Genomic DNA, 22,792 nt, shown 5'->3' on the forward strand with positions numbered 1-22,792 from the left:
ATGCTGCTCGCCTGCATCAAGCGGCTCGAGGCCGTCGTCGAGGAGGAGACCGAGGCGCTGGAGACCCGCGCGCCGTTGGACCTCGACGGTCTCAACCGCCGCAAGAGCCAGGGCCTCCTGGAGCTCACCCGCCTCACCCGCGACCTCGATCCCGCCGCCCTCGACACCACCGAGGCAATCCACCTGGCGCGGCTGCGCGACAAGCTCGCCCGCAACCAGCAGGTCGTCGCCCTGCACCTGCGGGCGCTGGAAGAGATCGACGACACCCTGACCCAGGCCGCGCTCGCCCGCGACTCCGACGGCACCTACAGCGCGCGCACGAGCCTGCGGTCATGAAGATCCTGATCACCGGCCTGTGGATCTGCGCCGTCACCATCGCGTCGTGCTACGGCGCGGTGACCTTCGGCGGCGGCATCTTCTCGGGCAAGAAGACCGAGCCCTATCTCGAGGGCCTGCAGTACCAGAAGCTCGCCCCGATCAACATCCCGATGATCGCGGACGGCCGCGTCCAGGGCTACGTCATCGCGGTGCTGGTCTTCACCGCCGACGCCAAGCTGATGCACACCCTGCCGGTCCCGCCCAACGCCTTCGTGGTCGACGAGGCCTTCCGCCAGATCTACGGCGACCCGGCGCTCGATTTCCGCAAATTGGCGAAGTACGACATCACCAAGCGCCTCTCCGAGGTGCGGGCGAAGGTCAACGAGCGTCTCGGCGGCGATGTCGTCAAGGACGTGCTAGTGGACGAGATCAATTTTGTCGCGAAGCGGGAAGTGCGGTCGTAGATCCCGCCGCTTTTGACAGCCACGACGACCCTTTCCCGGACGACTGAAGCGTCAGCGGAAGGAGATCCGGGAACCAGCACAAGAACGGGCGAAGCGTCCGCCCGTCTGCAACGGTGCCACGATACGGAGCCGATGCGCGGCACATCTCCCCTGGTTCCCGCATCTCTTACCGCTGACGCTTTAGTCATCCGGGACAAGGGGAGAACTGGATTTAGGGAACTACCCCCCGAACACCGACGTCATCTGCTGCCCGCCGCGGTTGATCGTGACCTCCCACATCGGGGCGGTGGCGCGGGTGACCCGCTCCAGGTCCTTGGTGGTGGCGACCGGGGTGCCGTTCACGGCGATCAGGATGTCGCCCTTCTGCAGGCCGACCCGGTTGGCGACGGTGCCGGCCTCGACCTCGGAGATGATCACGCCCTCGCCCTGTGTCGCGGCCGGCAGGTCGAGCTGCAGGTCCTCGATCACCGCCGGCGACAGGTTGACCACCGTGGAGCCCAGGAAGGGCGAGCGGGTCTTCACCTTGAGCGCGTCGCGCGGGCGGGTCTCCGGCGCCGGGCCGAGGCGCACCGGCACCGTCGTGCGGCTGGAGCCGCGCAGGACCGTCAGCTTGGTCTCGCCCTTGATGCCCTTGAGGGCGAAGCGGTAGCCGAAGGCCTCCGGGTCGTCGACCGTCTGGCCGTCCACCGCCAGGATCACGTCGCCGCGCTTGAGCCCCGCCTCCTCGGCCGGGCTCTTGGGCTGCATCGAGGCGACCATCACGCCGGTCGGGTGGTCGAGGCCGACGCTCTCGGCGATGTCCGGGGTGACGTGCTGGAGGCGCGCGCCAAGCCAGGGCCGGCGCACCGTCTTGGCGCCGCCCTTGGCGGTCTCCACCACCGCCCTGACCATGCTGGCGGGGATGGCGAAGCCGATGCCGTGGCTGCCGCCGGACTGCGAGTAGATCGCCGTGTTGATGCCGACGAGGCCGCCGTTGAGGTCGACCAGCGCGCCGCCCGAGTTGCCCGGGTTGATCGCCGCGTCGGTCTGGATGAAGAACTGGTAATCGGCCGAGCCGACCTGGGTGCGGGCGAGCGCCGAGACGATGCCCTGCGTCACCGTCTGGCCGACGCCGAACGGGTTGCCGATCGCGATCACGAAGTCGCCGACCTGCAGGTGCTCGGAATCGCCGATCTCCATCGGCGTCAGGCCGCCGCTCGGGCTCTTGATCTTGAGGATCGCGAGGTCGGTGCGGGGGTCGCGCAGCAGGATCTGCGCCTCGAACTCGCGCCGGTCGTTCAGCGCCACCTTCACCTCGTTCATGTTCTCGATGACGTGGTTGTTGGTGACGATCAGCCCCGAGGCATCGACGATGACGCCCGAGCCGAGCGAGCGCTGCGCCCGCTCCTGCGGCAGGTTCGGGCCGGCATCGCCGAAGAAGCGGCGCAGGAACTCGTCCATGGCGCCGCGGTTGGCGGCGCGCTTCTCGACATGGGTGCCGTAGACGTTGACCACGCTGGGCGCCGCGCGCTTGACCAGCGGCGCGAAGGAGAGCTGCACCTGCGCCTTCGACTCGGGGACGGTGCGGTTGTCCTGCCGATTGTCCTGCAGGGCGCGGAACGGCGGCACCGACTCGGCCTGCGCGCCTGCCGGGTGGGCGGCGCCGAGGAGGAGCGCGGCGAGCAGCAGGGAGGTCGTCGGGCGGCGCATCGGCATTCGTGTCCTGTCGGTGTCTGGGTGCTCTCTCACATGACAGCACTGCGCTGAAAAGATGGCGCCTCGGCGGCTCCCGTCATCCCCGCATAGAGGTCGCACAGGGCCGCCGCGTGGGCGGCGAGCGTCATCGGGGCCGCCCAGTAGCGCTCGTGCGCGGCCGCGCCGAGGCGGCGCACCAGGGCGTCGTCCGTCAAGCGACCGAACGCCTCCGCGAGCGCCGCGACGTCGGGCGCGACGACGAAGCCGGTCTCGCCGTTCCGGATCTTCTCTCCGGCGCCGGCCCGGTCGGAGGCGACCGCCGGGATGCCGGCGGCGAGCGCCTCGTAGATCGTCAGCGGCCCGGTCTCGAGCCAGCGCGACGGGGCCGCCACGGCCCGGGCCCGGGCCCGCAGCAGCGCCTCGACCTCCGCGGGTGCGCGCCAGCCGACCACCTCGGCGCCGGGCACGGCGCGCAACTCCTCCGCGAGCGGCCCGTCGCCGACGAACAGCGACGCCAGCCCGGCCCGGTGGGCGGCCTGCGCCACGAGGTCGGCCCCCTTCTCGCGGGTGAAGCGGCCGACGAAGGCGACGGCGTCGCCGCCGGCCGGATCGGCCGGGGCGGCGCGCTCGACCCGGACCGGGTTGTCGATGCGGTGGTGGAAGAACGGCCCGCCGGCCAGCATCGGTTCGAGCCGGGCCCGGCTGCCGTCGGACACGTGGACCAGGGCGAGCGGCCGGCGCGCGAAGCCGCGAAAGATGGCGGCCATCTGGACGAAGCCGCGCACCAGCCGCACCGCCTTGTGGGCACGCGATTGCGGATCGCAGGACGCCGCGAGGCAGCCGGGCGAGAACGGCCGCAGGGAGCAGGGCTGGGCGGTGTCGAAGCGGTAATAGACCCCGTTGGGGCAGGCGAGGAAGTAATCGTGGAGGGTCACGGCCACCGGGGCGTGCTGGCGCGCCAGCACGGAAAACACCGCCGGCGAGAGCGAGCGGGTCCACTGGTGCAGGTGCAGCACGTCGGGCCGGTCCGGCAGGGCCGCCAGGGCCGCGTCCAGGCGGCGCACCGCCTCGCGGCTCCAGATCCCCTCGAGTGCGCCGCGCCAGGCCGGCCGCTCCCACACGTCGGTGAGGCCCAGGGACACCCGGCGGATGCCCGGGTGATCGAGCAGCGGGTCGGCCGGGCCGTCGACCCCGTGGACCAGCGTCACGGCGACGCCCCGCTCGGCAAGGCCGCGGGCGGATTCGATCGCGACCTTCTCGGCGCCGCCCTTCGGCGTGGCGAAATTCGTCAGGATGACGGCGTGCATCGGCGGGCCCTTTCACCCGCGCATCCTAGCCGGCGAGGCGCCACCGCGCGGTTAAGCGCGAGGCGGACGAAACAGGCGCTCACCCCGCGCGTTAGCCGGGCAACCCGTCCCGTGCCGGGACGCCGTACCCATGGAGGCCCCGATGGCCGACGACACCAAGACCCCGAACCAGGACCAGCCCGGCTTCCGCCGCGACAGCGCCTCCCCGGACGACAAGGCGCGGCCGGAGAACCAGCAGAGCAAGCTCAGCGAGCGCCTCGACGAGGGGCTGGAGGAAACCTTCCCGTCGAGCGATCCGGTCTCGGTGAAGATCACCAAGTAACCCCGGGTCGGTTGCCCGGAACGACGGCGCGCGGGGCGACCCCCGCGTGCCGTCGTCGCGTCGGGGGCTCGGCCGGCCCCCTCGCCTCACTGCACCTCGAGCAGGCGCCGGGCGATGACCTGGGCTTGGATCTCGGCCGCCCCCTCGAAGATCGACAGGATGCGGGCGTCGCAGAGCAGGCGGCTCACTTGGTACTCGAGGGCGAAGCCGTTGCCGCCGTGGATCTGGAGCGCGTTGTCGGCCGCCGCCCAGGCGACGCGGGCGGCGAGCAGCTTCGCCATGCCGGCCTCGAGGTCGCAGCGCTTGCCCTCGTCCTTCTGGTGGGCGGCGTAGTAGGTGAGCTGGCGGGCCATCGCGATCTCGACCGCCATCATGGCGAGCTTGTCGGCGACCCGCGGGAACGACACCAGGGGCTTGCCGAACTGCACCCGCTCCTCGCCGTAGCGCAGGCCGACGTCGAGGGCCGCCTGGGCGACGCCGACGGCCCGGGCCGCGGTCTGGATGCGGGCCGATTCGAAGGTCTGCATCAGCTGGGCGAAGCCCTTGCCCTCGACGCCGCCCAGGAGGTTGCCCTCCGGCACCGCGAACCCGTCGAAGGCGAGCTCGTACTCCTTCATGCCGCGATAGCCGAGCACCTCGATCTCGCCGCCCGACAGCCCCTCGACCGGGAAGGGATCCTCGTCGGTGCCGCGGGGCTTCTCGCCAAGCAGGAGCGACAGGCCCTTGTGGCCCGGCTCCTCGGGCTTGGTGCGCACCAGCACGGTCATCAGGTCGGCGCGGACCGGATGGGTGATCCAGGTCTTGTTGCCGTGGATCCGCCAGGTGTCGCCGTCCTTCACCGCCTTGGTGCGGAGCGAGGCGAGGTCGGAGCCGGTATTGGGCTCGGTGAAGACCGCGGTCGGCAGGATCTCGCCCGAGGCGATCTTGGGCAGGAAGCGCTGCTTCTGCTCCTCGGTGCCGCCGCAGAGGATGAGTTCGGCCGCGATCTCCGAGCGGGTGCCGAGCGAGCCGACGCCGATATAGGCGCGCGACAACTCCTCGGAGACCACGCACATCGAGATCTTCGGCAGGCCCATGCCGCCGTATTCCTCGGGGATCGTCAGGCCGAACACGCCGAGCTCGGCCATCTGTCCGATGATCTCGAGCGGGATGTAGGCGTTCTCGAGGTGCCACTCGTGGGCGTGGGGCGCGACCTCGGCCTGGCCGAAGCGGCGCATCTCGGTGCGGATCGCCTCCATGTCCTCGTCGAGGCCGCTGTCGCCGACGGTCGCGGCGGCGACGCCCTCGCGGATCAGCCGCACCAGGGCGGCGCGGTTCCTGGCGGTATTGCCCTCGGCGATCAGGGTCTCGACCGCGTCCGAGCGGTGGCGCGCCACCTCCTGGGCCTTGAGGCCGAGCGACGTCGTCGGGCGCACCATCTCGCCCTGGCTCATCGGGATGCCGCCGAAGAGCTGCTCCAGGTACTCGCCGAGCCCGATGCGCACGAGGAGCGTCTCGGTCTCGCCGAAGCGCCCCTCACCAGCGAGGCGGGCCGCGTAGGCGCCGAGCTGGACTATCGCCTCGGCGTAGGTCGAGAGCCAGGCGAGGCCGTGGGCGGCGTGCTGCTCGGCCTCGAGGCGCTCCCCCGACAGGCGGCCGTCGGCCCCGACGAGGCCGGCGCGCACGCGCCGGGCGGCATCCGCGGCGAGCGCCTTCGCGGAAAGGCCCGCCTCCTGCGCGAGGGTGACGAGGTCGGTCGGGGCGGGGGCGGCCTGGGCGGACATCGGTCAGGTCTCCGGTCAATCTTGCTGCGGCGCATACAAATAGCCGCGAATCGGCGACCTGTAGAGGGGGCAGCCTGCCGCCGGGTTCCGACTTTCGGGGCACCCGTCTATTGGGCGGTCACGCCGCCGTCGATCACCATCTCGGCCCCGGTGACGAAGCCGGCCTCGTCGGAGGCGAGGTAGGTGGCGAGACCGGCGATCTCGTCGGCCGCGGCGTTGCGCCCCAGGGGCACCGAGGCCTGCAGGCGCTGGCGCAGCTCCTCGGGGCTGTAGCGGCTGCCGGCGGCGAGGTCGCGCAGCATGTCGGTCTCGGTGAAGCCCGGATGGATCGAGTTGCAGCGCACGCCGTAATGCTGGCGCGCGCAATGCAGCGCGACCGACTTGGTGAGGAGCCGCACCGCGCCCTTCGAGGCGTTGTAGGCGGCGAGGTTGTGTCCGCCGACGATGCCGGAGACCGACGAGAGGTTGACGATCGCCCCGCCCCGCCCGGCCGGGGGCTTCATCGCCCGCACGGCGTGGCGGCAGCCCAGGAAGGTCCCGTCGACGTTGACGTCCTGGACCCGGCGCCACTCCTCCAGGGTCACGGATTCGATCGTGCCGACGACGGCGATGCCGGCATTGTTGACGAGCACGTCGAGGCCGCCGTGGCGGGAGACCGTGCGGTCGACCGCCCGGGTCCAGTCCTCGTCCTTCGTCACGTCGAGGGCGCAGGGATGGAAGGCGGGATTCTCCGGCGCCACGCGCTCGGCCTCGCCCTCGTCGATGTCGGCGAGGATCACCGCCGCGGCTCCCTCGCGGGCGAAGCGCCGCGCGATCGCGAGCCCGATCCCCCGCGCGCCGCCCGTCACCAGGGCGACCTTGCCGGCCAGACGCTGCATCGGGAATCTCCTGCCCTTCGGTCCGCCTCTTCTCGCGGGGCGGCCCGGCAGGGTGGCGCGGCGGAGCCGCGCCCGCAAGCGCTCGCCGTGGGCGAACTCTAGAACTTCACCGCGGCACCGCCGCGCACGGTGTTGATGTTCGACTTGTGGCCGTCGAAATCGCTGAACAGGACGTACTGGTACTCGGCGCGCAGGATGAGGCCCGGGGTGATTGCGTATTCGAGGCCCGCGCCCGCCGCGAAGCCGCCGACGATTTTCTCCTTGGTGCGCCCCACCACGACGGGGGCGAGGAGCTGGCCCGCGGTCGGCGCGTAGGGGTTGAAGGTCGCATCGGACTGATCGAACGTGCGGTAGCCGGCATTCCAGAGCGGGGTGCGCTTCGACGGGTCGGCGATCGACTGGTTGGCGCGGTAGGTCGTCTGGTCGAACTCGTAGGCCTGGACCGAGACGCGCTCCGTGACCTGAGCCCGGCCGATGGCGAGACCGCCGGTGACGTAGGGCATGAGGTTGCCCATCGCGTAGCCGGCCCGCGCCCGGATCGTGGCGTAGTCCCCGATCTCCGTCGAGGCGTCGCCGCGCAGGTTGATGGCGCGGTAGTCACCGTTGCTGCTGGTGATGCTGCGACCGATCGTGTTGGTCAGCGCCCGCCCGGTGATTCCGGAATGGGTGTAGTCGAGCTCGATGCCGAAGACCGCGTCGTCGAACTGATAGTTCACGCCGGCATAGGCGCCGAAGCTCACCCCGTCCCGGCGCACCGAGCCGGCGTGCAGCAGCGTCGAGGCTTGCAGGTCGCTCTCGATCGCGCGGGCCCGCAGCACGTCGGCGACGATCGGCTGGTAGACCGAACCGAAACCGAAGCTCGCGCTCGACCAGCCGCCATGACCGCCGACATAGATGCCGTCCCAGACGGTCGGCGACGGAGCCGCGACCGGGTCGTAGTCGCCGCCGCGCAGGACCCCGAAATCGAGGTCGGCGGCCTGCGCCGCCAGCGGTGCGCCGAGGCCCAGACCGGCCAGAATTCCGAGAATCGCGAAACGCATGGTGGACCCGCCCCCGGCCATTCGATCGGCAGTCGTCGCCGCGCCGTTATGGGCAGAATGACTCGGTAACCTTAATATTGCGTTTCCTGGAAATGGTTCTCACGAGGCGCTGCCCCAAAGTCAAACGCCCGGTGCGACGGGCGCACCGGGCGGTTCGGTCGATGGCAACGGCGGATGCGCGGTGCCGGCGGCGCTCCCCGGCAACCGTCGGCATGAAGGCTCAGTAGGTCAGCCCACCGAGCCCCGGCAGCGCCAGCCCGTTGCCGAAGGCCCAGCGCAGGCCGACCCGGAACTCGTTGGCGGTGATGTCCTTGATGCGGGTGTTCTGGGCGTAGGCGTCGAAGCCCGAGCGCGCCTTGCCGGCACTGAGGTAGCGGTAGCTGGCATCGACGCTCACGCCGGCACCGATCTCGTAGGAGATGCCCGCCATCGCCGCCCAGGCGAGGCCGATCGCGGTGTGGTTGGCGCGCACGTCGAAGCCCTGGCCGCCGAGCTTGTACACGCCGTCGACGCCGCCGCCGCAGGCGGTGGTGTAGCAGGTCGTGCCGGTCCAGGCATCGCGGAAGCGGTTGCTCGCCATGCCGACGCCGGCGCCGACATACGGGGTCAAGCCCCACCAGGTGCCGAGGTCGACGTAGACGTTGAACAGTCCTGTCAGGACGTCGATCTTGCCGGCCTCGGTGTTGAAGCCCTCGGTGAACAGGGTGCGCGAGGAATAGTCGCGGAAGCGGCTGTGGGTACGTCCGTCGATGGTGACGTCGGCGCGCAGGAAGCTGTTGAAGCGGTAGCCGATGCCGCCGCCGTATCCGTCGGTGTTCCCCATGCGGAAGCCGACGAGGGGCGCGCCGTCGGTGCCCGGCAGCGTGCCGTCCTTCGGGTGGCGGAAGTCGCTCGCCGTGTAGTCGCCCCGCAGGTACCAGCCGGAGCCGACCTCCACCGGGGCGACCGGCGGCGGGGGCGGCGGCGGAAGCGCCGGGAGCAGATCGGCGGCGAGGGCCGGGGCGCCGAGCAGGCCGAGCCCGAAGGCCGCGACCGGGATGCAGTGACCGAACCGTGCCATGGGGCGCCCTCTTCTGCCCGGTCGGCTCCTCAGCCGGGGCGTACGTCGTGATCGTGTCGGATGGACCCGCGGGCCCGATGACGAGGATTAGGGCCCCAAGGTTAGCGGGCCCTTAACCTTAAGCGCCTTTCGCCGCGCCGCCCGCCCCCGATGCGGGGGCGGACGTGTGCGAGGCTCTTCAGTACTTGCGCACCAGCGGCGCCATCGGCATCGGCGGCGGGGGCGGCTCGTAGGCGGCGGTCACGATCGGCGCGCCGAACATCCAGCGCATGCCGAGCTTGATATCGTGCGACTCGAGCTCCTTGGCGCGGTACACCGTCTTGAGGGCGCAGCTCGGCAGGCAGCCGACGACGCCGGTCTCGGCCTCGCCCATGTTCAGGTAGCGGTAGGCGAGCTCGAGCTTGAGGTTGGGCGTGACCGCGTAGCTCAGACCGGCATGGGCCGCCCAGGCGAAGTTGGTCTTGTCCTTGGCGCGCCCGTAGCCGAGGCCGCCGGCATAGGTGCCCTGGCCCTGGTCCGTCACGCCGCCGAACATGTGGTGGGCAAAGCCCACGCCGGCGCCGACGAACGGGGTGATGCCGTACCAGTTGCCGAGATCGACGTAGCCGTTCGCCAAGCCGACAACGGACGAGAACTTGCCCGTGGTGAGGTTGTAGCCGCCGCGGGTGTCGTAGGACCGGTCCTCGGCCAGGAAGCGCCATTCCGCCTTCGTGCGGTACTCGCCGGTGACGTCGAAGCGCAGCCAGGGATTGTACTGGTAGCCGACGCCGACGCCGACGAAGGCCTGGTCGCCGACGTGATCCTCGATCGCGGTGTACTTGTAGGGGACGCGCGGGGTCGAGACGTCCTCGACGACCGTCTTGCGCAGATCGAGGATGCCGACGCCGACATCGCCGCGCAGGTACCAGCTGCCGCCGATCTCGACCGGCGGGGGCGGCAGCGGCATCGGCGGCGGGGGCAGGAGGTCGGCGGCGTGAACGAGCCCCGGCGCGGCCACGCTCGCAGCGAGCGTGAAGATGCGCGCCAGCGCGAGTGGCTTGCTGCGGCCCATGACGGTTCCCTGTTGCGAAGGGCCGCTGGAGATCGGGCGGCCGTTCCGGAAGACGTCACGACTCTTGCCGCGTTCGGTAAACCCGACCTTAACGTTAAGCCTTATGCCTGAGAAATCGTTGCCTTCTCGCGAGATTGCGGCGCGCGGGATGCAGGGCCGGCGCGGGATCCCCCTCCCCCGAACGGAGGCGGGGGCCCGCGCATCACCATGGACCGGAGCAGTCGACCCGGATGGATCGACCGGGGGCGAGGCGCGCCGCGCAGCCTGTCAGGCCGCGACCTTGCGCAGGGCCTCGATCACGTCGTCGACGACCTGGACCACGAGGTCGCGGTCGTCACCCTCGGCCATCACGCGGATCACCGGCTCGGTGCCGGAGGGACGGATGACGAGGCGGCCGCCCTCGCCCAGGCGCTGCCGGGCCCCCTCGATGGCGGTGACGACGCTGTCCTGGCGCAGCGGCTCGCGGCCGGCGCCGTAGCGCACGTTCTTGAGCACCTGCGGCAGCGGCTCGAAGCAGTGGCAGACCTCGCTCACCGGGCGCTGCTGGCGCTGCACGACCGAGAGCAGCTGGAGCGCCGCCACCAGCCCGTCGCCGGTGGTGGCGTAGTCCGACATGATGATGTGGCCGGATTGCTCGCCGCCGAGATTGTAGCCGTGCTCGCGCATGTGCTCGAGCACGTAGCGGTCGCCGACGGCGGTGCGGACCATGCCGAGGCCCAAGCCTCCGAGATAGCGCTCGAGGCCGAGATTCGACATGATGGTGGCGACGATGCCGTTCTTCGTCAGGCGCTGGTCCTCCTGCCAGGAGCGGGCGACCACCGCCATCAGCTGGTCGCCGTCGACCCGCTGGCCCTTCTCGTCGACGATCAGCACCCGGTCGGCGTCGCCGTCCAGCGCGATGCCGATATCGGCGCGCAGCTCGCGTACCTTGCTCACGAGCGCCTCGGGGGCGGTCGAGCCGACGTCGCGGTTGATGTTGAAGCCGTCCGGCTCGGTGCCGATGGCGATCACCTCGGCGCCGAGCTCCCACAGGGTCTCGGGCGCCACCCGGTAGGCGGCGCCGTTGGCGCAGTCGACCACCACCCGCAGGCCGTCGAGGGTCAGCGCCCGCGGCAGGGTGCGCTTGGCGAACTCGATGTAGCGGGCATGCACGCTCTCGATCCGCTTGGCCCGGCCGAGGTCGTTCGAGCCGGCGAGCTTGGTCTGGAGATTCGAGTCGATCAGGCGCTCGATCTCGCGCTCGACCTCGTCGGAGAGCTTGAACCCGTCGGGCCCGAAGATCTTGATGCCGTTATCCTCGAACGGGTTGTGCGAGGCCGAGATCATCACCCCGATATCGGCGCGCATCGAGCGGGTCAGCATCGCCACCGCCGGCGTCGGCATCGGGCCGAGCAGCATCACGTCCATGCCGACCGAGGTGAAGCCGGCGACGAGCGCCGTCTCGATCATGTAGCCCGACAGCCGGGTATCCTTGCCGATCACCACCCGGTGGCGGTGGTCGCCGCGCAGGAACACGAGCCCGGCGGCCTGGCCGACCTTGAGCGCGAGTTCCGGCGTGATCACGCCGTTGGCCCGGCCCCGGATGCCGTCGGTCCCGAAATACTTGCGCACGCTCGTCGTCTCCCTGTCCCGTCCGGGCCGTCGGCGCCGGGCCGCGCCGCTCGGGGCGCGGCGACCGCCGCCGCCTCTTGAGGCCGGACGCGGTCACACGCTGGTTGGGTTATTTTGGGGCTCTGCCACAACGACAAGGGGCGACGGGATTTCTCCCGCCGCCCCTCGCCGCGAAAACCGGCCGGTGTGGACTTTTGGCCCGCCCCGGCTTGTTCGGTCGCCCCGCGCCGTCAGGCCTGGGGCTGGGGCTCGTAGCCGCCGTCGTTCTCCCGCGACCGGCCGCGGCCGGCGGAGGGGACCGGCGAGCCGCGGCTCGGGTTGGTCGGGTAGTCGCCGGCGTCGCGCACCGGCGGCTTGCCGTTGATGAGATCGCGGATCTCGTCGCCCGACAGGGTCTCGTACTCGAGGAGGCCGCGGGCCAGGGCCTCGAGGTCGGCGTGCCGCTCGCTGAGGATGCGGCGGGCATCCTGCAGGCCGGCCTCGATCAGGCGGCGGACCTCGGCGTCGATCTTCTGGGCGGTGGCCTCCGACACGTTCTGCTGCCGGTTGACCTGCATGCCGAGGAAGACCTCGTCGTTGTTCTCGCCGTACGCGACGGTGCCGAGTTCGGGCGAGAAGCCCCAGCGGGTCACCATCATCCGGGCGAGACGGGTCGCCTGCTCGATGTCCGACTGGGCGCCGGAGGTCACCTTGTCGTGGCCGAAGATCATCTCCTCGGCGACGCGGCCGCCCATCATGATGGCGAGGCGCGAGGTCATCTGCTCGAAGGACATCGACAGCTTGTCGCGCTCCGGCAGCTGCATGACCATACCGAGCGCCCGGCCGCGGGGGATGATCGTCGCCTTGTGGACGGGATCGGTCGCCGGGACGTTGAAGGCCACGATGGCGTGGCCGCCCTCGTGGTAGGCGGTCAGCCGCTTCTCGTCCTCGGTCATGACGAGGGTGCGCCGCTCGGCGCCCATCATCACCTTGTCCTTGGCGTCCTCGAACTCGTGCATCGTGACGATGCGCTTGCCGCGGCGCGCCGCCAGCAGGGCCGCCTCGTTGACGAGGTTCATCAGGTCGGCACCCGAGAAGCCGGGGGTACCGCGGGCGATCACCTTCAGGTCGACGTCGGGGGAGAGCGGGACCTTGCGGACGTGGACGCGCAGGATGCGCTCGCGGCCGATCACGTCCGGGTTCGGCACGATGATCTGGCGGTCGAAGCGGCCCGGGCGCAGCAGGGCGGGGTCGAGCACGTCGGGGCGGTTGGTCGCCGCGATGATGATGATGCCCTCGTTGGCCTCGAAGCCGTCCATCTCCACGAGGAGCTGGTTGAGGGTCTGCTCGCGCTCGTCGTTGCCGCCCCCCAGGCCCGCGCCGCGGTGACGGCCGACGGCGTCGATCTCGTCAATGAAGATGATGCAGGGGGCGTTCTTCTTCGCCTGGTCGAACATGTCGCGGACGCGGCTGGCGCCGACGCCGACGAACATCTCGACGAAGTCCGAGCCCGAGATGGTGAAGAACGGCACGTTGGCCTCGCCCGCGACCGCCCGGGCGATCAGGGTCTTACCGGTGCCGGGGGGGCCGACCAGCAGCACGCCGCGCGGGATGCGGCCGCCGAGGCGCTGGAACTTCTGCGGATCGCGCAGGAACTCGACGATCTCCTGAAGGTCCTCCTTGGCCTCGTCGACGCCCGCCACGTCCTCGAAGGTCACGCGGCCATGGGCCTCGGTCAGGAGCTTCGCCTTGGACTTGCCGAAGCCCATGGCCCGGCCGGCGCCCGACTGCATCTGGCGCGACAGGAAGATCCAGGCCCCGATGAACACCAGGATCGGCAGCCAGTTGACGAGCAGCGCGATGAACCACGGCGTGTTGTCGGAAGGCGGACGGGCCGTGATGGTCACGCCCTTGCCCTGCAGCTTCGACACCAGCGAGGGGTCGTTCGGCGCGTAGGTCGTGAAGGTGCCGCCGCTCGTGTAGCTGCCGCTCACCTCCTGGCCGGAGATGACCACGTTCTGGATGCGGCCCGCCTCGGCGTCGTTCAGGAGCTGGCTGTAGGCGATCTCCCCGCCGCCCGAGCGGTGACCCGGATTCTGAAACAGGGTCACGAGGGCCAGCACCAGCAGGAAGATGACGACCCACAGAGCGAAATTTCGGAAATTGGGGTTCATCGAAGAGTCAATCCCTGAGGAGCGCGGCGCCGCGCGGGCGTGCTGGGTGGGCACCGGCACTCGGAGTGCAATGTAGGCACCCGCCCCTGCCTTGCCAAGTAATGGTCCGGCGCCTGCGGCGCCGCGCGCCTGGCCACCCCCGCGCGTCACCCCGCGGGCGGGCGCCGCCGCGGGGGCTCGGGTTCCAGGACTAGACGGCCGCCCCGGGCGGTGAGGAGCAGGCCGGCCAGCGTGCGGCGGCAGGTGCCCCCCGCCCGCAGGGCCGGCAGGACCTCGCCGAGGAGCACCCGCTCCAGCCGCTCGAGCCGCAAGGCCGTCTCGTGCCCGGCGATCGCCTCGAGCCCGAGCCCCGCGACCCGCAGGGCCACCGCCTCCGGCAGGGCCGCGAGGCCGGGACCGTCGAGGACGAGGCGCCCCTCCCCCGCCGGGTCGCTCTCTCCCGCCGGGTCGGTCCGCCGCAGGTCGTGGAACGCCGCGGCGGCGGCCTGCGCCAAGGCCGCCTCGTCGCGGCGCAGCCGACCGGCGAGGCGGGCGAGGCGTTCGGCGCTCAAGCCCTCCTCGGCCAGCAGCGGCAGCAGGCGTCGCAGCCGGGCGCGGCCGAAGCGCGGGTCGGTGTTCGAGGGGTCGCGGACGAACGGCCAGCCATGGGCCTCGCAGGTCGCGACGAGCCGGGCCTTCGGCACGCCGAGGAACGGCCGCCCGAGGGTGAGGCGGGCACCGGCCGGGTCGTCGAGGAGGCGGGCGGGCGCCATGCCGGCGAGCCCCGTCGGGCCGGACCCGGCGCAGAGCCGCATCAGCACCGTCTCGGCCTGGTCGTCGAGGGTATGGGCGGTGAGGACGAGGTCGGCCCCGACCTCGCCGGCGAGGCCGGAGAGCAGTCGGTAGCGCTCCCGTCGCGCCGCCTCCTGCAGCCGCGCCGCCGGCTTGCGTCCGGTCCAGGCGAGGATGCGGTGCGGCAGGCCGAAGCCCGCGGCGAGGTCCGCCACCTCCTCGGCTTCCTCTCGCGAGCCGGATCGCAGGCCGTGATCGACCGTGGCGACGACGAGCGGGATGGCGGTGGCCACGAGGGCGACGCAGCCCATCAGCGCCGTCGAATCGGGACCGCCGGAGACCGCCAGCACCACCCCCCGGTAGGGGGTGCCGGGGCCGATCCAGGCTCGCAGGAGAGCGTCGCGCTCGGACGGGTCGAGGGGGCCGTCCCGGCCGCTCACGTCGGCGGGCTCAGGCAGGCCGGATCACGCGGCGCAGCGCGCCCGCCGCTGCTCGCGGTCGACGCCCTGCTTCACGGTCGAGGAGGCCTGCGGGAACTTGCGCTCCAGCTCGGCCAGGGTGGCGCAGGCCTGCTCGCGGGCGCCGAGCGCGTTGAGCGAGGCGCCGAGCTTCAGCATCGCGTCCGGTGCCTTGCGCGAGCGGGCGTAGTCGGTCGAGACCTTCAGGAACTGCTCGGCTGCCTCGCGGGTGCGGTTGCGCTGCAGGTAGCTCTCACCGAGCCAGTAGGTCGCGTCCGGCACCAGGGTGTCGCGGGGATGCGACTGGATGAACTGGCGCAGGCTCATCTCGGCCTGCTCGTACTGGCGCTGCAGCACGTAGGCGTAGGCCGCCTCGTAATCGGCCTTCGCGTCGCCGGTGCCGGTGGCGGCGACGCTGGCGGAGGGGCGCGGCGCCGGCGTCGCGGCCGGGGTGGCGGCGCGGGCCGGCGGGCGCAGGTCCACGGGCGCGCCGTAATCGGGGGTCTCGTCCTCGATCGCGCCGCGGGGCGCGCTCAGCGCGGCGGTGGCGTTCGGGGTGGCGGGGCGCGGCGGCTGGGCGGGGGTCGCCTGGGACGGGGTTGCGCCGGAGGCCTGGGCGCTGCCGAGCGCCTGCGGGGCGCCCGGAGCGTCGGGGTTCTGGGACGGATCGAAGGCGTCGCTGCGCTTGTGGGGCTTCGCCGGCGGGGTCGCGGAAGCCGGGCGCTGGCCGCCCTTCGACTCCTGGAACCGGAACTCGACGTCCTCCTGGAACTTGCGCAGCTGCTCCTTGAGCTGGCGGTTCTCGTACTGGAGCGACTCGATCTGCCCGGACATCTGGCGCGACTGGTTCTCGAGCCGGTTGAGGCGCACCACGAACTCTGACGCGTCCTGGGCCGCGGCCGGGCAGGCGGCGGCGAGGGCGAGCCCCGAGACGGCGAGGACGGGGGCGAGGAGCAGGCGGCGAAGCATGGCGGGGCGCATCACGGCTCGGGTCAGGCGGCGGGTCCGCACTTCGGGAGGTCCGCACTTCGGGAGGGCGGGTTAGCAGAAGCCGCGCCTCCCGGCAAAAGGGGCGGCGCGAGCCGCCCTCCCCTGTCGAGGCTCAGGAGCCGGCGCCGCCGTCCAGCACCGTGACGGCGCGGCGGTTCTGCGACCAGCACGAGATGTCGTTGCAGACCGCGACCGGGCGCTCCTTGCCGTAGGACACCGTGCGCATGCGGTTCGCGCCGATGCCCCGGGAGGCGAGGTAGTCCCGCACCGCCTGCGAGCGGCGGGCGCCGAGGGAGAAGTTGTACTCGCGGGTGCCGCGCTCGTCGGCATGGCCCTCGATCAGGAAGGTGTAGCGCGGGTAGCGCTGCAGCCACTGGGCCTGCTTGTCGAGGGTGGCGACGGCGGTCGGGTTCAGGTCGGTCGAGTCGGAATCGAAGAAGACCCGATCGCCGATATTGACCACGAAGTCCTGGGCGCTGCCCGGCGTCGCGGGGCCGCCGCGGCCCCCGTATCCACCGGCGCCGCCCCCGGCCCCGTAGGCCGCCGAGGCGTCGGCGAGGTCGTTGTTGCTCGCGCAGGCGGCCATCGACAGGGCGAGCCCGAAGGCGGCGGCGATCTTGAGCGCGCGCAGGGGCGCGAGCGGCAGCGACATCGACCAAAACTCCTCTGGCGGCTCTGGGCGGGGCCGCGCCCGGCGACGGCCCGGAGCGGATCCTCCCGTCCGGCGGCGCCACGAACTGGAACACCGGATCGTCTGTAGTCCCGGCCGGTTAAGCGAAGGTTCCGTCAACCTTGAGGGACCTCGACGCGCCGGACGGTGCCTGGCGGCTCCGGCCGATGCCCGAGCCGACGGCAGAACACGCGCGAAATACGGCCACGCTGCGGCGAGGCGCGCCGCCGCGACGCGTACCGGAGCGTCTGTTGCAGGCCGGTCACAGACGGGCGCGGCCCAAAGTCCGCGCCTTGTGGCGGCCCAAAGTCCGCGCCTTGTGGCGGCCCAAGAGCCCGCGCCTTGTCGCGGCTCGGACGCACGCGCCGGGGCGGCCGTTGATGTCCGGTTAATCAATCGGGACGAATTTCTCCCGATTACGATCGGGATTGTCCGGCGATGCCTTCGCCCCTGCCTTCGCCCTTATCTTCGCCTCTGCCCCGCACGGCCCTGCCGGGCGACGCGCCCCGCCGGCCCTGCGTGCTGATCGTCGAGGACAGCTACATGCTGCTCGAGCTCTTGGTGACCCTGTGCGAGCAGCACGGCGTCGCGACCCTGACCGCCTCGAGCGGCGAGGCCGCCTTGATGCTGCTGCGCGAGCACGGCGGCCGGATCGACTGGCTGCTCACCGACATCCGGCTTCCCGGGCTCGTCGACGGCTGGAGCGTCGCCGAGGCCTACCGGCAGATCCAGCCGCACCGCCCGGTGATCTATTCCTCGACCACCGCCAACCTGCACCACCCGGCGGTGTCCGGCAGCATCTTCGTCACCAAGCCCTACGTGATCGGCGACATCCTGCGGCTTGCCCGGATGATGGGCAGCGAGTTGGAGGAATCCCGCCGGCTCAGCGCCTGAGGCCGCCGCGCGATCCGGTCGCGGCCCGGGCCGCCGCCTCGGCCTTGGCGTTGGCCGCCTCCTCGGCGGCGTCCGCGGCCTCGCTGAGGCGAACGTCCTTCGCCCGCGCCTCGCAGCGCGCGCGCAGACCGTCGAGCTCCTCCTCGGTCAGATGCTCGATGCCGATATAGGCGTTCTGGGCCGCGCTCGCCCGGATCAGCTCGTCGAGCTTGGCCTGGATCGCCGCGCCGTCGCGGTTCTGGGTGTTCTGGATCAGGAACACCATCAGGAACGTCACGATGGTCGTGCCGGTGTTGATGATCAGCTGCCAGGTGTCCGAATAGTGGAATAGCGGGCCCGTCAGTGCCCAGACCACGATCAGGACCAGGCTGGCCGCGAAGGTGCCGGGGCGGCCCGCCGCCCGGGCGACCGCGGCGGCGAAATCCGAGAAGGTGCGGATGCGTGTCGTGACCATCGTGGCTCCCGCGGCTTCCCCAAGGTTTTCTCGAATGTTTCCAGGGATTCCAAGCTGACGGAACCCCGCTTACGAATTCCGATTCCGCTCCCGCGGTTCCCCTCTTGACGCGGCTTGCGACCCGGCGCAGTGACGGGCCGCCGACGGCGCGCTCTCGCGCCGCAGCAATCCCGGACACCCCCGACTCCATGCCGAGCGACAGTCACAGTCGACCGCTCTTGCCGTCCTCGGACTGAGGTCCCGCGCGCTCAGCCTTTCGGCGGCTCGCAGCGACCGGCCGGGGACGGCCGGCCGACGCCAGCGCCCACAGGTGAGCCATGACCGACACCGTGATCGACGCCCCCGTCGAGCCCGCCGCCCTCGCTGCGCGCCTCTCCGAGGAGAGCGCCCCCGACATCGTCGAAGCCCTGAACCGGGAGGCGCCGGAGGTGGCGGCCGCCATCCTGCTCAGCCTGCCGCACGACCGCGCCGTCGAGGTGCTGGACCAGCCCGAGCTCGACTGCGCGCCCGACATCATCGAGATGCTGCCGCGCGATCGCGTCGCCTCGTTCCTGTCGGGCATGTCGGCCGACCGGGTCACCGACGTCTTCCGCGAGATCGAGGAGCCGGGCCGCTCCGACCTGCGCACCCGTCTCGACGTCGAGACCCGCGGGGCGGTCGACAAGCTCATCGCCTATCCGGAAGAGAGCGTCGGCTCGATCATGACGACCGAGTTCGTCGCCGTGCCGACGACGTGGACCGTCGGGCTCACCCTCGACTACATCCGCAAGGTCGAGCGCACCCGCGAGACGATCTACTCGATCTTCGTCCTCGATCCGCGCACCGGGGCGCTCGCCAAGGCGGTCCCCCTGCGCCGCCTCATCACCGGCAACCCGGAGGACAACATCCTGTCGGTGGCGCCGAGCCGCCGCCCGGTGGTGGTCTCGGCCGATGCCAGCCGCGACCAGGCGGCCCGGCTGATCTCGAAATACGACCTCCTGGCGATTCCCGTGGTGGACGCCACCAACCAGGTGGTCGGCATCGTCACCGTCGACGACGTGATCGACGCGATGATCCAGAAGCAGACCGAGGACGTGCAGCGCTTCGGCGGCATGGAGGCGCTCGACGAGCCCTACATGTCGATCAACTTCCTGACCATGATCCGCAAGCGGGCCGGCTGGCTCTGCGTGCTCTTCCTGTCCGAGATGCTGACTGCCAGCGCGATGCAGGGGTTCGAGGGTGAGCTGGAAAAGGCCCTGGTGCTGACCCTGTTCATCCCGCTCATCATGAGCTCGGGCGGCAATTCCGGCTCGCAGGCGACCTCGCTGCTGATCCGGGCGCTCGCCCTGCATCAGGTGCGCCTCGGCGACTGGTGGCGGGTGGCGCTGCGCGAGATACCGGCCGGCCTGACGCTCGGGGCGATCCTCGGCACGATCGGCGTGGTGCGGATCGTGATCTGGCAGAAGCTCGGCTTCTACGATTACGGCGAGCACTGGTTCCTGGTGGCCGCGACCGTCGGCACCGCGCTCGTCGGCATCGTGCTGTTCGGCTCGCTCACCGGCTCGATGCTGCCCTTCATCCTCCAGCGCGTCGGCTTCGACCCCGCCACCGCCTCGGCCCCGTTCGTCGCCACCCTGGTCGACGTGTCGGGGCTGGTGATCTACTTCACGGTCGCGCTGGTGATCCTGAAGGGCACGCTGCTGTAGGCGGGGGTTCAGGTCGCTTCCTCAAGCGTTCGTCGTCAAGCTCGATGTCATCCCGGGGCTCGCCGAAGGCGAGAACCCGGGATGACATCGAGGGTTTCAAGGTCGTCGAGCGAACCGGTGGGCCTTGGACGCCCTCTCAGCGCTCCTCGATCGTCAGCTTCTGGAAGCCCTTCGCCGCGAGCTTCGGCCGCTTGGCGCTGAGGATGCGGGAATTCACCCCGGTCCAGCCGATCTCTCCGGAGAGGCGCCCGTACTCGATCTTCGGGCAGCGGTTCATCACCACGGTCACGCCCCGCGCCTCGGCCCGGGCCGCGCCCGCGTCGTTGCGCACGCCGAGCTGCATCCAGATCACCTGAGGCAGCGGGTCGAGGGCCAGAGCCTCGTCGACGAGGGGGCCGGCGGCCTCGGAATTGCGGAAGATCTCGACCATGTCGACCGGCTGGGCGAGGTCGGCGAGCCGCGCCACCACCGGCCGGCCCAGGATCTCGCCGCCGGCGAGACCGGGATTGACCGGGATCACCTGATAGCCGCGCTCCAGGAGATACTTGGTGACGATCCAGCTCGGCCGGGCCGGGTTGGCCGACGCACCGACGAGCGCGATGCTGCGCACCCGCTGGAGGATCTTCCTCAGCGCTTCGTCGTCGTAGCGGTCGTGGCTCATCGGGCGGCCTTCCGGTCGAGGAAGGCCGCGATGCCGTCCTCCGCCGCGCGCGCCAGCATGTTCTCGGTCATCACCCGGCCGGCATGGGCGTAGGCCTGCGCCAGCGGCATCTCCAGCTGCTCGTAGAAGGCGCGCTTGCCGACCCGCACCGTGTAGGCGCTGCGCGCCGCGATCCCGGCGGCCAGGTCCTGCGCGGCGGACAGCGCCGTGCCGGCCGGCACCACCCGGTTGACGAGGCCGAGATCCTTGGCCTCCTCGGCTTCCGCCATCTCGGCGGTGAGCAGCATCGCCATCGCGGCCTTGCGCGAGAGGTTGCGCGAGAGCGCCACCATCGGGGTCGAGCAGAACAGGCCGATCTGCACGCCGGGCGTGGCGAACCGCGCCTCGGTGCCCGCCACTGCGAGGTCGCAGGAGGCCACCAACTGGCAGCCGGCGGCGGTCGCGATGCCCTCGACCGCGGCGATCACCGGCTGCGGCAGGGCCGGAATCGCCATCATCACCGACGAGCAGAGGTCGAACAGCGCCGCGAACCGGGCCGCACCGCGATCGGCCTCGCCGCGATAGGCGGTCATCTCCTTGAGGTCGTGGCCGGCGCAGAAGGCGGGGCCCTCGGCCGCCAGCACCACGGCGCGCACGGATCCGTCCGCGGCGAGCCGGGCGAACTCCTCCGACAGGGCGGTCAGCATCGCGTGCGACAGGGCGTTGCGGGCCCGTGGGCGGTTCAGCGTCAGGGTCGCGACGCCGTCGTGGTCGTCGCGGAGGATGAGAAGGTCTGACATGCGGGCTCGGATTCGCGGGCTCGGATCGGGGACGACACGGATGGCCTATTGTCCGGTGCCGGGCGCCATGCTGCAAGATCGTGCAGAACGATCACCGGACACGTCCCCGCGCATGCCTTCCGTTCCCGAGTCCCTTGCCCCGATCTCCCCCGCCCCGATGATGGACCGCGACGCGGTCTCGGCCTTCCTCGACGAGGCCTTTCCCCAGATCCATCACGGCGGACCCGGCCCGGTGGTCGAGAGCGTCGGGCCGATGACCGCGACGATGCGCCTGCCCTACCACGAGCGCCACCTGCGCCCCGGCGGCACGATCTCCGGGCCGGCGATGATGGGGCTCGCCGACGTGGCGCTCTACGTGGCGATCCTGGCCCAGATCGGTCCGGTGGCGCTCGCGGTCACCACCAACCTGTCGTTCAACTTCATGAGGAAGCCCGCGCAACGCGACCTCCTCGCCGAGGCGCGCCTGTTCAAGCTCGGGCGCTCGCTCGCCGTGGGCGAGGTGCTGATCCGCAGCCTCGATCGGGAGGAGCTCGTCTGCCACGCCACCGGCACCTACGCGATCCCGCCAAAATAGCGGTATCATGATACCTCTATCACGAAGCCTCTCGAAACGCTCGCATTTTTGCCGTTTCGGGTTTTTCGGTTCGCTTGACGCCGGCGCGATCCTCGGTTACTGAGCCGGCCATCGCCGCTGCGCGCTCGTCACTGACCGCGGCGGCGTCCTGTTTTTTTCGTCAAGACTTCCGGGACTTATCCGCGATGAAGACCTTTTCGCTGAAGCCCGCCGACGTCGACAAGAAGTGGGTGATCATCGACGCGGAGGGCCTCGTGGTCGGCCGCCTGGCGTCGATCATCGCGATGCGTCTGCGGGGCAAGCACAAGCCCCAGTACACGCCCCACGTCGACTGCGGCGATAACGTCATCGTCATCAACGCGGAGAAGGTGAAGTTCACCGGCCGCAAGTATAACCAGAAGGTGTACTACCACCACACTGGTTACGCCGGCGGCATCAAGGAGCGCTCGGCCAAGTTCATTCTCGAGGGCCGCTTCCCCGAGCGCATCGTCGAGAAGGCCGTGGAGCGCATGCTGCCGCGCGGCCCGCTGTTCCGGCAGATCCTGGGTAACCTCCGGGTCTACAAGGGCAACGAGCATCCCCACACCGCCCAGCAGCCGGAGACGCTCGACGTCGCCGCTCTCAACCGCAAGAACGTGAGCGCGTAAGATGGCGACCCTTCAGTCCCTCGCCGACCTCGGCCAGGCCAACAAGGCCTCCCTCTCGCAGGGCGAGAACGAGGCCCCGGTCCACGTCCAGAAGCTGGACTCGCTCGGCCGCGCCTACGCCACCGGCAAGCGCAAGGACGCGATCGCCCGCGTCTGGATCAAGCCCGGCGCCGGCAAGATCACGGTGAACGACCGCCCGGTCGACACCTACTTCGCCCGCCCGGTGCTGCGCATGATCCTGCAGCAGCCGCTCCAGGTGGTGGACCGCGTCGACCAGTACGACATCGTCGTGACGGTGGCCGGCGGCGGCCTCTCCGGCCAGGCCGGCGCGGTGCGCCACGGCCTGTCCAAGGCCCTGACCTACTTCGAGCCCGAGCTGCGCTCGCCGCTCAAGCGCGAAGGCTTCCTGACCCGCGATCCGCGCGTCGTCGAGCGCAAGAAGTACGGCCGCAAGAAGGCTCGCCGCAGCTTCCAGTTCTCGAAGCGCTAAGGCGACCTTTCCGGTCACTGCAAAAAGGAGGGCGGGCCCGCGAGGGCCCGCCCTTTTTCTTTTCGGCCACCCGGGATG

23 protein-coding genes are annotated in these 22,792 nt (G+C 71.0%); 8 read left to right on the top strand and 15 right to left on the bottom strand.

Annotated elements, in window-relative coordinates; translation table 11 throughout:
* Together BMX97_RS02395 and BMX97_RS02400 are read left to right on the top strand one after the other, a co-directional pair.
* Positions 1–336: a hypothetical protein gene (locus tag BMX97_RS02395; RefSeq protein ID WP_060846123.1), complete on the top strand. Its 336-nt coding sequence runs from the start codon at positions 1–3 to the stop codon at positions 334–336.
* On the top strand, positions 333–782 hold the full coding sequence (locus BMX97_RS02400) for a hypothetical protein (protein WP_091744993.1): 450 nt from the start codon (positions 333–335) through the stop codon (positions 780–782). Before BMX97_RS02395 ends, BMX97_RS02400 begins: the two co-directional genes overlap by 4 nt.
* A 219-nt stretch (positions 783–1,001) precedes the next feature.
* Here BMX97_RS02400 and BMX97_RS02405 read toward each other — a convergent pair whose 3' ends face one another.
* On the bottom strand, positions 1,002–2,471 hold the full coding sequence (locus BMX97_RS02405; RefSeq protein WP_091745140.1) for a DegQ family serine endoprotease: 1,470 nt from the start codon (positions 2,469–2,471) through the stop codon (positions 1,002–1,004).
* A 35-nt stretch (positions 2,472–2,506) separates the two neighbouring features.
* Positions 2,507–3,763 (bottom strand): glycosyltransferase family 4 protein, encoded by a 1,257-nt coding sequence (locus tag BMX97_RS02410; RefSeq protein WP_091744995.1) that lies wholly within the window; start codon positions 3,761–3,763, stop codon positions 2,507–2,509.
* Between the two features lie 142 nt (positions 3,764–3,905).
* Between BMX97_RS02410 and BMX97_RS02415 the strand changes: the two genes are divergently transcribed.
* Positions 3,906–4,085 (top strand): hypothetical protein, encoded by a 180-nt coding sequence (locus BMX97_RS02415; protein ID WP_048427723.1) that lies wholly within the window; start codon positions 3,906–3,908, stop codon positions 4,083–4,085.
* Between the two features lie 86 nt (positions 4,086–4,171).
* Here BMX97_RS02415 and BMX97_RS02420 read toward each other — a convergent pair whose 3' ends face one another.
* The 10 genes from BMX97_RS02420 to pal form a co-directional block, all read right to left on the bottom strand.
* Positions 4,172–5,848, bottom strand: coding sequence for an acyl-CoA dehydrogenase family protein (locus BMX97_RS02420; protein ID WP_091744997.1), 1,677 nt, complete (start codon positions 5,846–5,848; stop codon positions 4,172–4,174).
* Between the two features lie 107 nt (positions 5,849–5,955).
* Positions 5,956–6,726 carry a glucose 1-dehydrogenase gene (locus BMX97_RS02425; RefSeq protein ID WP_091744999.1) on the bottom strand — a complete coding sequence of 257 codons (771 nt, stop codon included), beginning with the start codon at positions 6,724–6,726 and terminating at the stop codon, positions 5,956–5,958.
* Positions 6,727–6,824: 98 nt separating this feature from the next.
* Positions 6,825–7,766, bottom strand: coding sequence for an outer membrane protein (locus tag BMX97_RS02430; protein WP_091745001.1), 942 nt, complete (start codon positions 7,764–7,766; stop codon positions 6,825–6,827).
* Between the two features lie 220 nt (positions 7,767–7,986).
* The gene (locus BMX97_RS02435) at positions 7,987–8,826 is read right to left on the bottom strand and encodes an outer membrane protein (RefSeq protein WP_091745003.1); all 840 of its coding nucleotides are present in this window, start codon (positions 8,824–8,826) and stop codon (positions 7,987–7,989) included.
* 178 nt (positions 8,827–9,004) lie between these two features.
* Positions 9,005–9,877 (bottom strand): outer membrane protein, encoded by an 873-nt coding sequence (locus BMX97_RS02440; RefSeq protein WP_091745005.1) that lies wholly within the window; start codon positions 9,875–9,877, stop codon positions 9,005–9,007.
* 267 nt (positions 9,878–10,144) lie between these two features.
* On the bottom strand, positions 10,145–11,488 hold the full coding sequence (gene glmM / locus BMX97_RS02445) for a phosphoglucosamine mutase (protein ID WP_091745006.1): 1,344 nt from the start codon (positions 11,486–11,488) through the stop codon (positions 10,145–10,147).
* Positions 11,489–11,718: 230 nt separating this feature from the next.
* Entirely contained in the window at positions 11,719–13,641 is a 1,923-nt protein-coding gene (ftsH, locus tag BMX97_RS02450; RefSeq protein WP_091745008.1) for an ATP-dependent zinc metalloprotease FtsH, read from the bottom strand.
* A gap of 146 nt (positions 13,642–13,787) precedes the next feature.
* Complete coding sequence (gene tilS / locus BMX97_RS02455; protein ID WP_348273109.1) at positions 13,788–14,804, bottom strand: tRNA lysidine(34) synthetase TilS; 1,017 nt, start codon at positions 14,802–14,804, stop codon at positions 13,788–13,790.
* Between the two features lie 72 nt (positions 14,805–14,876).
* Positions 14,877–15,839: a tol-pal system protein YbgF gene (ybgF, locus tag BMX97_RS02460; protein WP_091745144.1), complete on the bottom strand. Its 963-nt coding sequence runs from the start codon at positions 15,837–15,839 to the stop codon at positions 14,877–14,879.
* Between the two features lie 133 nt (positions 15,840–15,972).
* Positions 15,973–16,512, bottom strand: a complete 540-nt coding sequence (gene pal, locus BMX97_RS02465) for a peptidoglycan-associated lipoprotein Pal (protein WP_091745010.1) — start codon at positions 16,510–16,512, stop codon at positions 15,973–15,975.
* Between the two features lie 456 nt (positions 16,513–16,968).
* Between pal and BMX97_RS02470 the strand changes: the two genes are divergently transcribed.
* Entirely contained in the window at positions 16,969–17,424 is a 456-nt protein-coding gene (locus BMX97_RS02470) for a response regulator (protein ID WP_091745012.1), read from the top strand.
* On the opposite strand, the gene BMX97_RS02475 is transcribed toward BMX97_RS02470, so the two are convergent.
* Positions 17,414–17,878: a low affinity iron permease family protein gene (locus BMX97_RS02475; RefSeq protein ID WP_091745014.1), complete on the bottom strand. Its 465-nt coding sequence runs from the start codon at positions 17,876–17,878 to the stop codon at positions 17,414–17,416. The genes BMX97_RS02470 and BMX97_RS02475 overlap by 11 nt on opposite strands.
* A 317-nt stretch (positions 17,879–18,195) precedes the next feature.
* Between BMX97_RS02475 and mgtE the strand changes: the two genes are divergently transcribed.
* The gene (gene mgtE / locus BMX97_RS02480) at positions 18,196–19,563 is read left to right on the top strand and encodes a magnesium transporter (protein WP_091745016.1); all 1,368 of its coding nucleotides are present in this window, start codon (positions 18,196–18,198) and stop codon (positions 19,561–19,563) included.
* Positions 19,564–19,699: 136 nt separating this feature from the next.
* On the opposite strand, the gene BMX97_RS02485 is transcribed toward mgtE, so the two are convergent.
* Together BMX97_RS02485 and BMX97_RS02490 are read right to left on the bottom strand one after the other, a co-directional pair.
* The gene (locus BMX97_RS02485; RefSeq protein WP_060847473.1) at positions 19,700–20,224 is read right to left on the bottom strand and encodes a CoA-binding protein; all 525 of its coding nucleotides are present in this window, start codon (positions 20,222–20,224) and stop codon (positions 19,700–19,702) included.
* A complete protein-coding gene (locus BMX97_RS02490) occupies positions 20,221–21,003 on the bottom strand; it encodes an enoyl-CoA hydratase (RefSeq protein ID WP_091745018.1) in 783 nt (260 codons plus the stop codon). The genes BMX97_RS02485 and BMX97_RS02490 overlap by 4 nt, the downstream gene beginning before the upstream one ends.
* Positions 21,004–21,160: 157 nt before the next feature.
* Between BMX97_RS02490 and BMX97_RS02495 the strand changes: the two genes are divergently transcribed.
* The 3 genes from BMX97_RS02495 (at position 21,161) to rpsI (ending at position 22,714) form a co-directional block, all read left to right on the top strand.
* Positions 21,161–21,577, top strand: coding sequence for a PaaI family thioesterase (locus tag BMX97_RS02495; protein ID WP_091745020.1), 417 nt, complete (start codon positions 21,161–21,163; stop codon positions 21,575–21,577).
* Positions 21,578–21,762: 185 nt separating this feature from the next.
* Positions 21,763–22,224 (top strand): 50S ribosomal protein L13, encoded by a 462-nt coding sequence (gene rplM, locus BMX97_RS02500; protein ID WP_091745022.1) that lies wholly within the window; start codon positions 21,763–21,765, stop codon positions 22,222–22,224.
* Between the two features lies 1 nt (position 22,225).
* A complete protein-coding gene (gene rpsI, locus BMX97_RS02505; RefSeq protein WP_060847470.1) occupies positions 22,226–22,714 on the top strand; it encodes a 30S ribosomal protein S9 in 489 nt (162 codons plus the stop codon).
* Positions 22,715–22,792 lie beyond the last annotated feature (78 nt).

The organism is Methylobacterium sp. ap11, assembly GCF_900110515.1.
Taxonomy (GTDB): Bacteria; Pseudomonadota; Alphaproteobacteria; order Rhizobiales; family Beijerinckiaceae; genus Methylobacterium; species Methylobacterium ajmalii.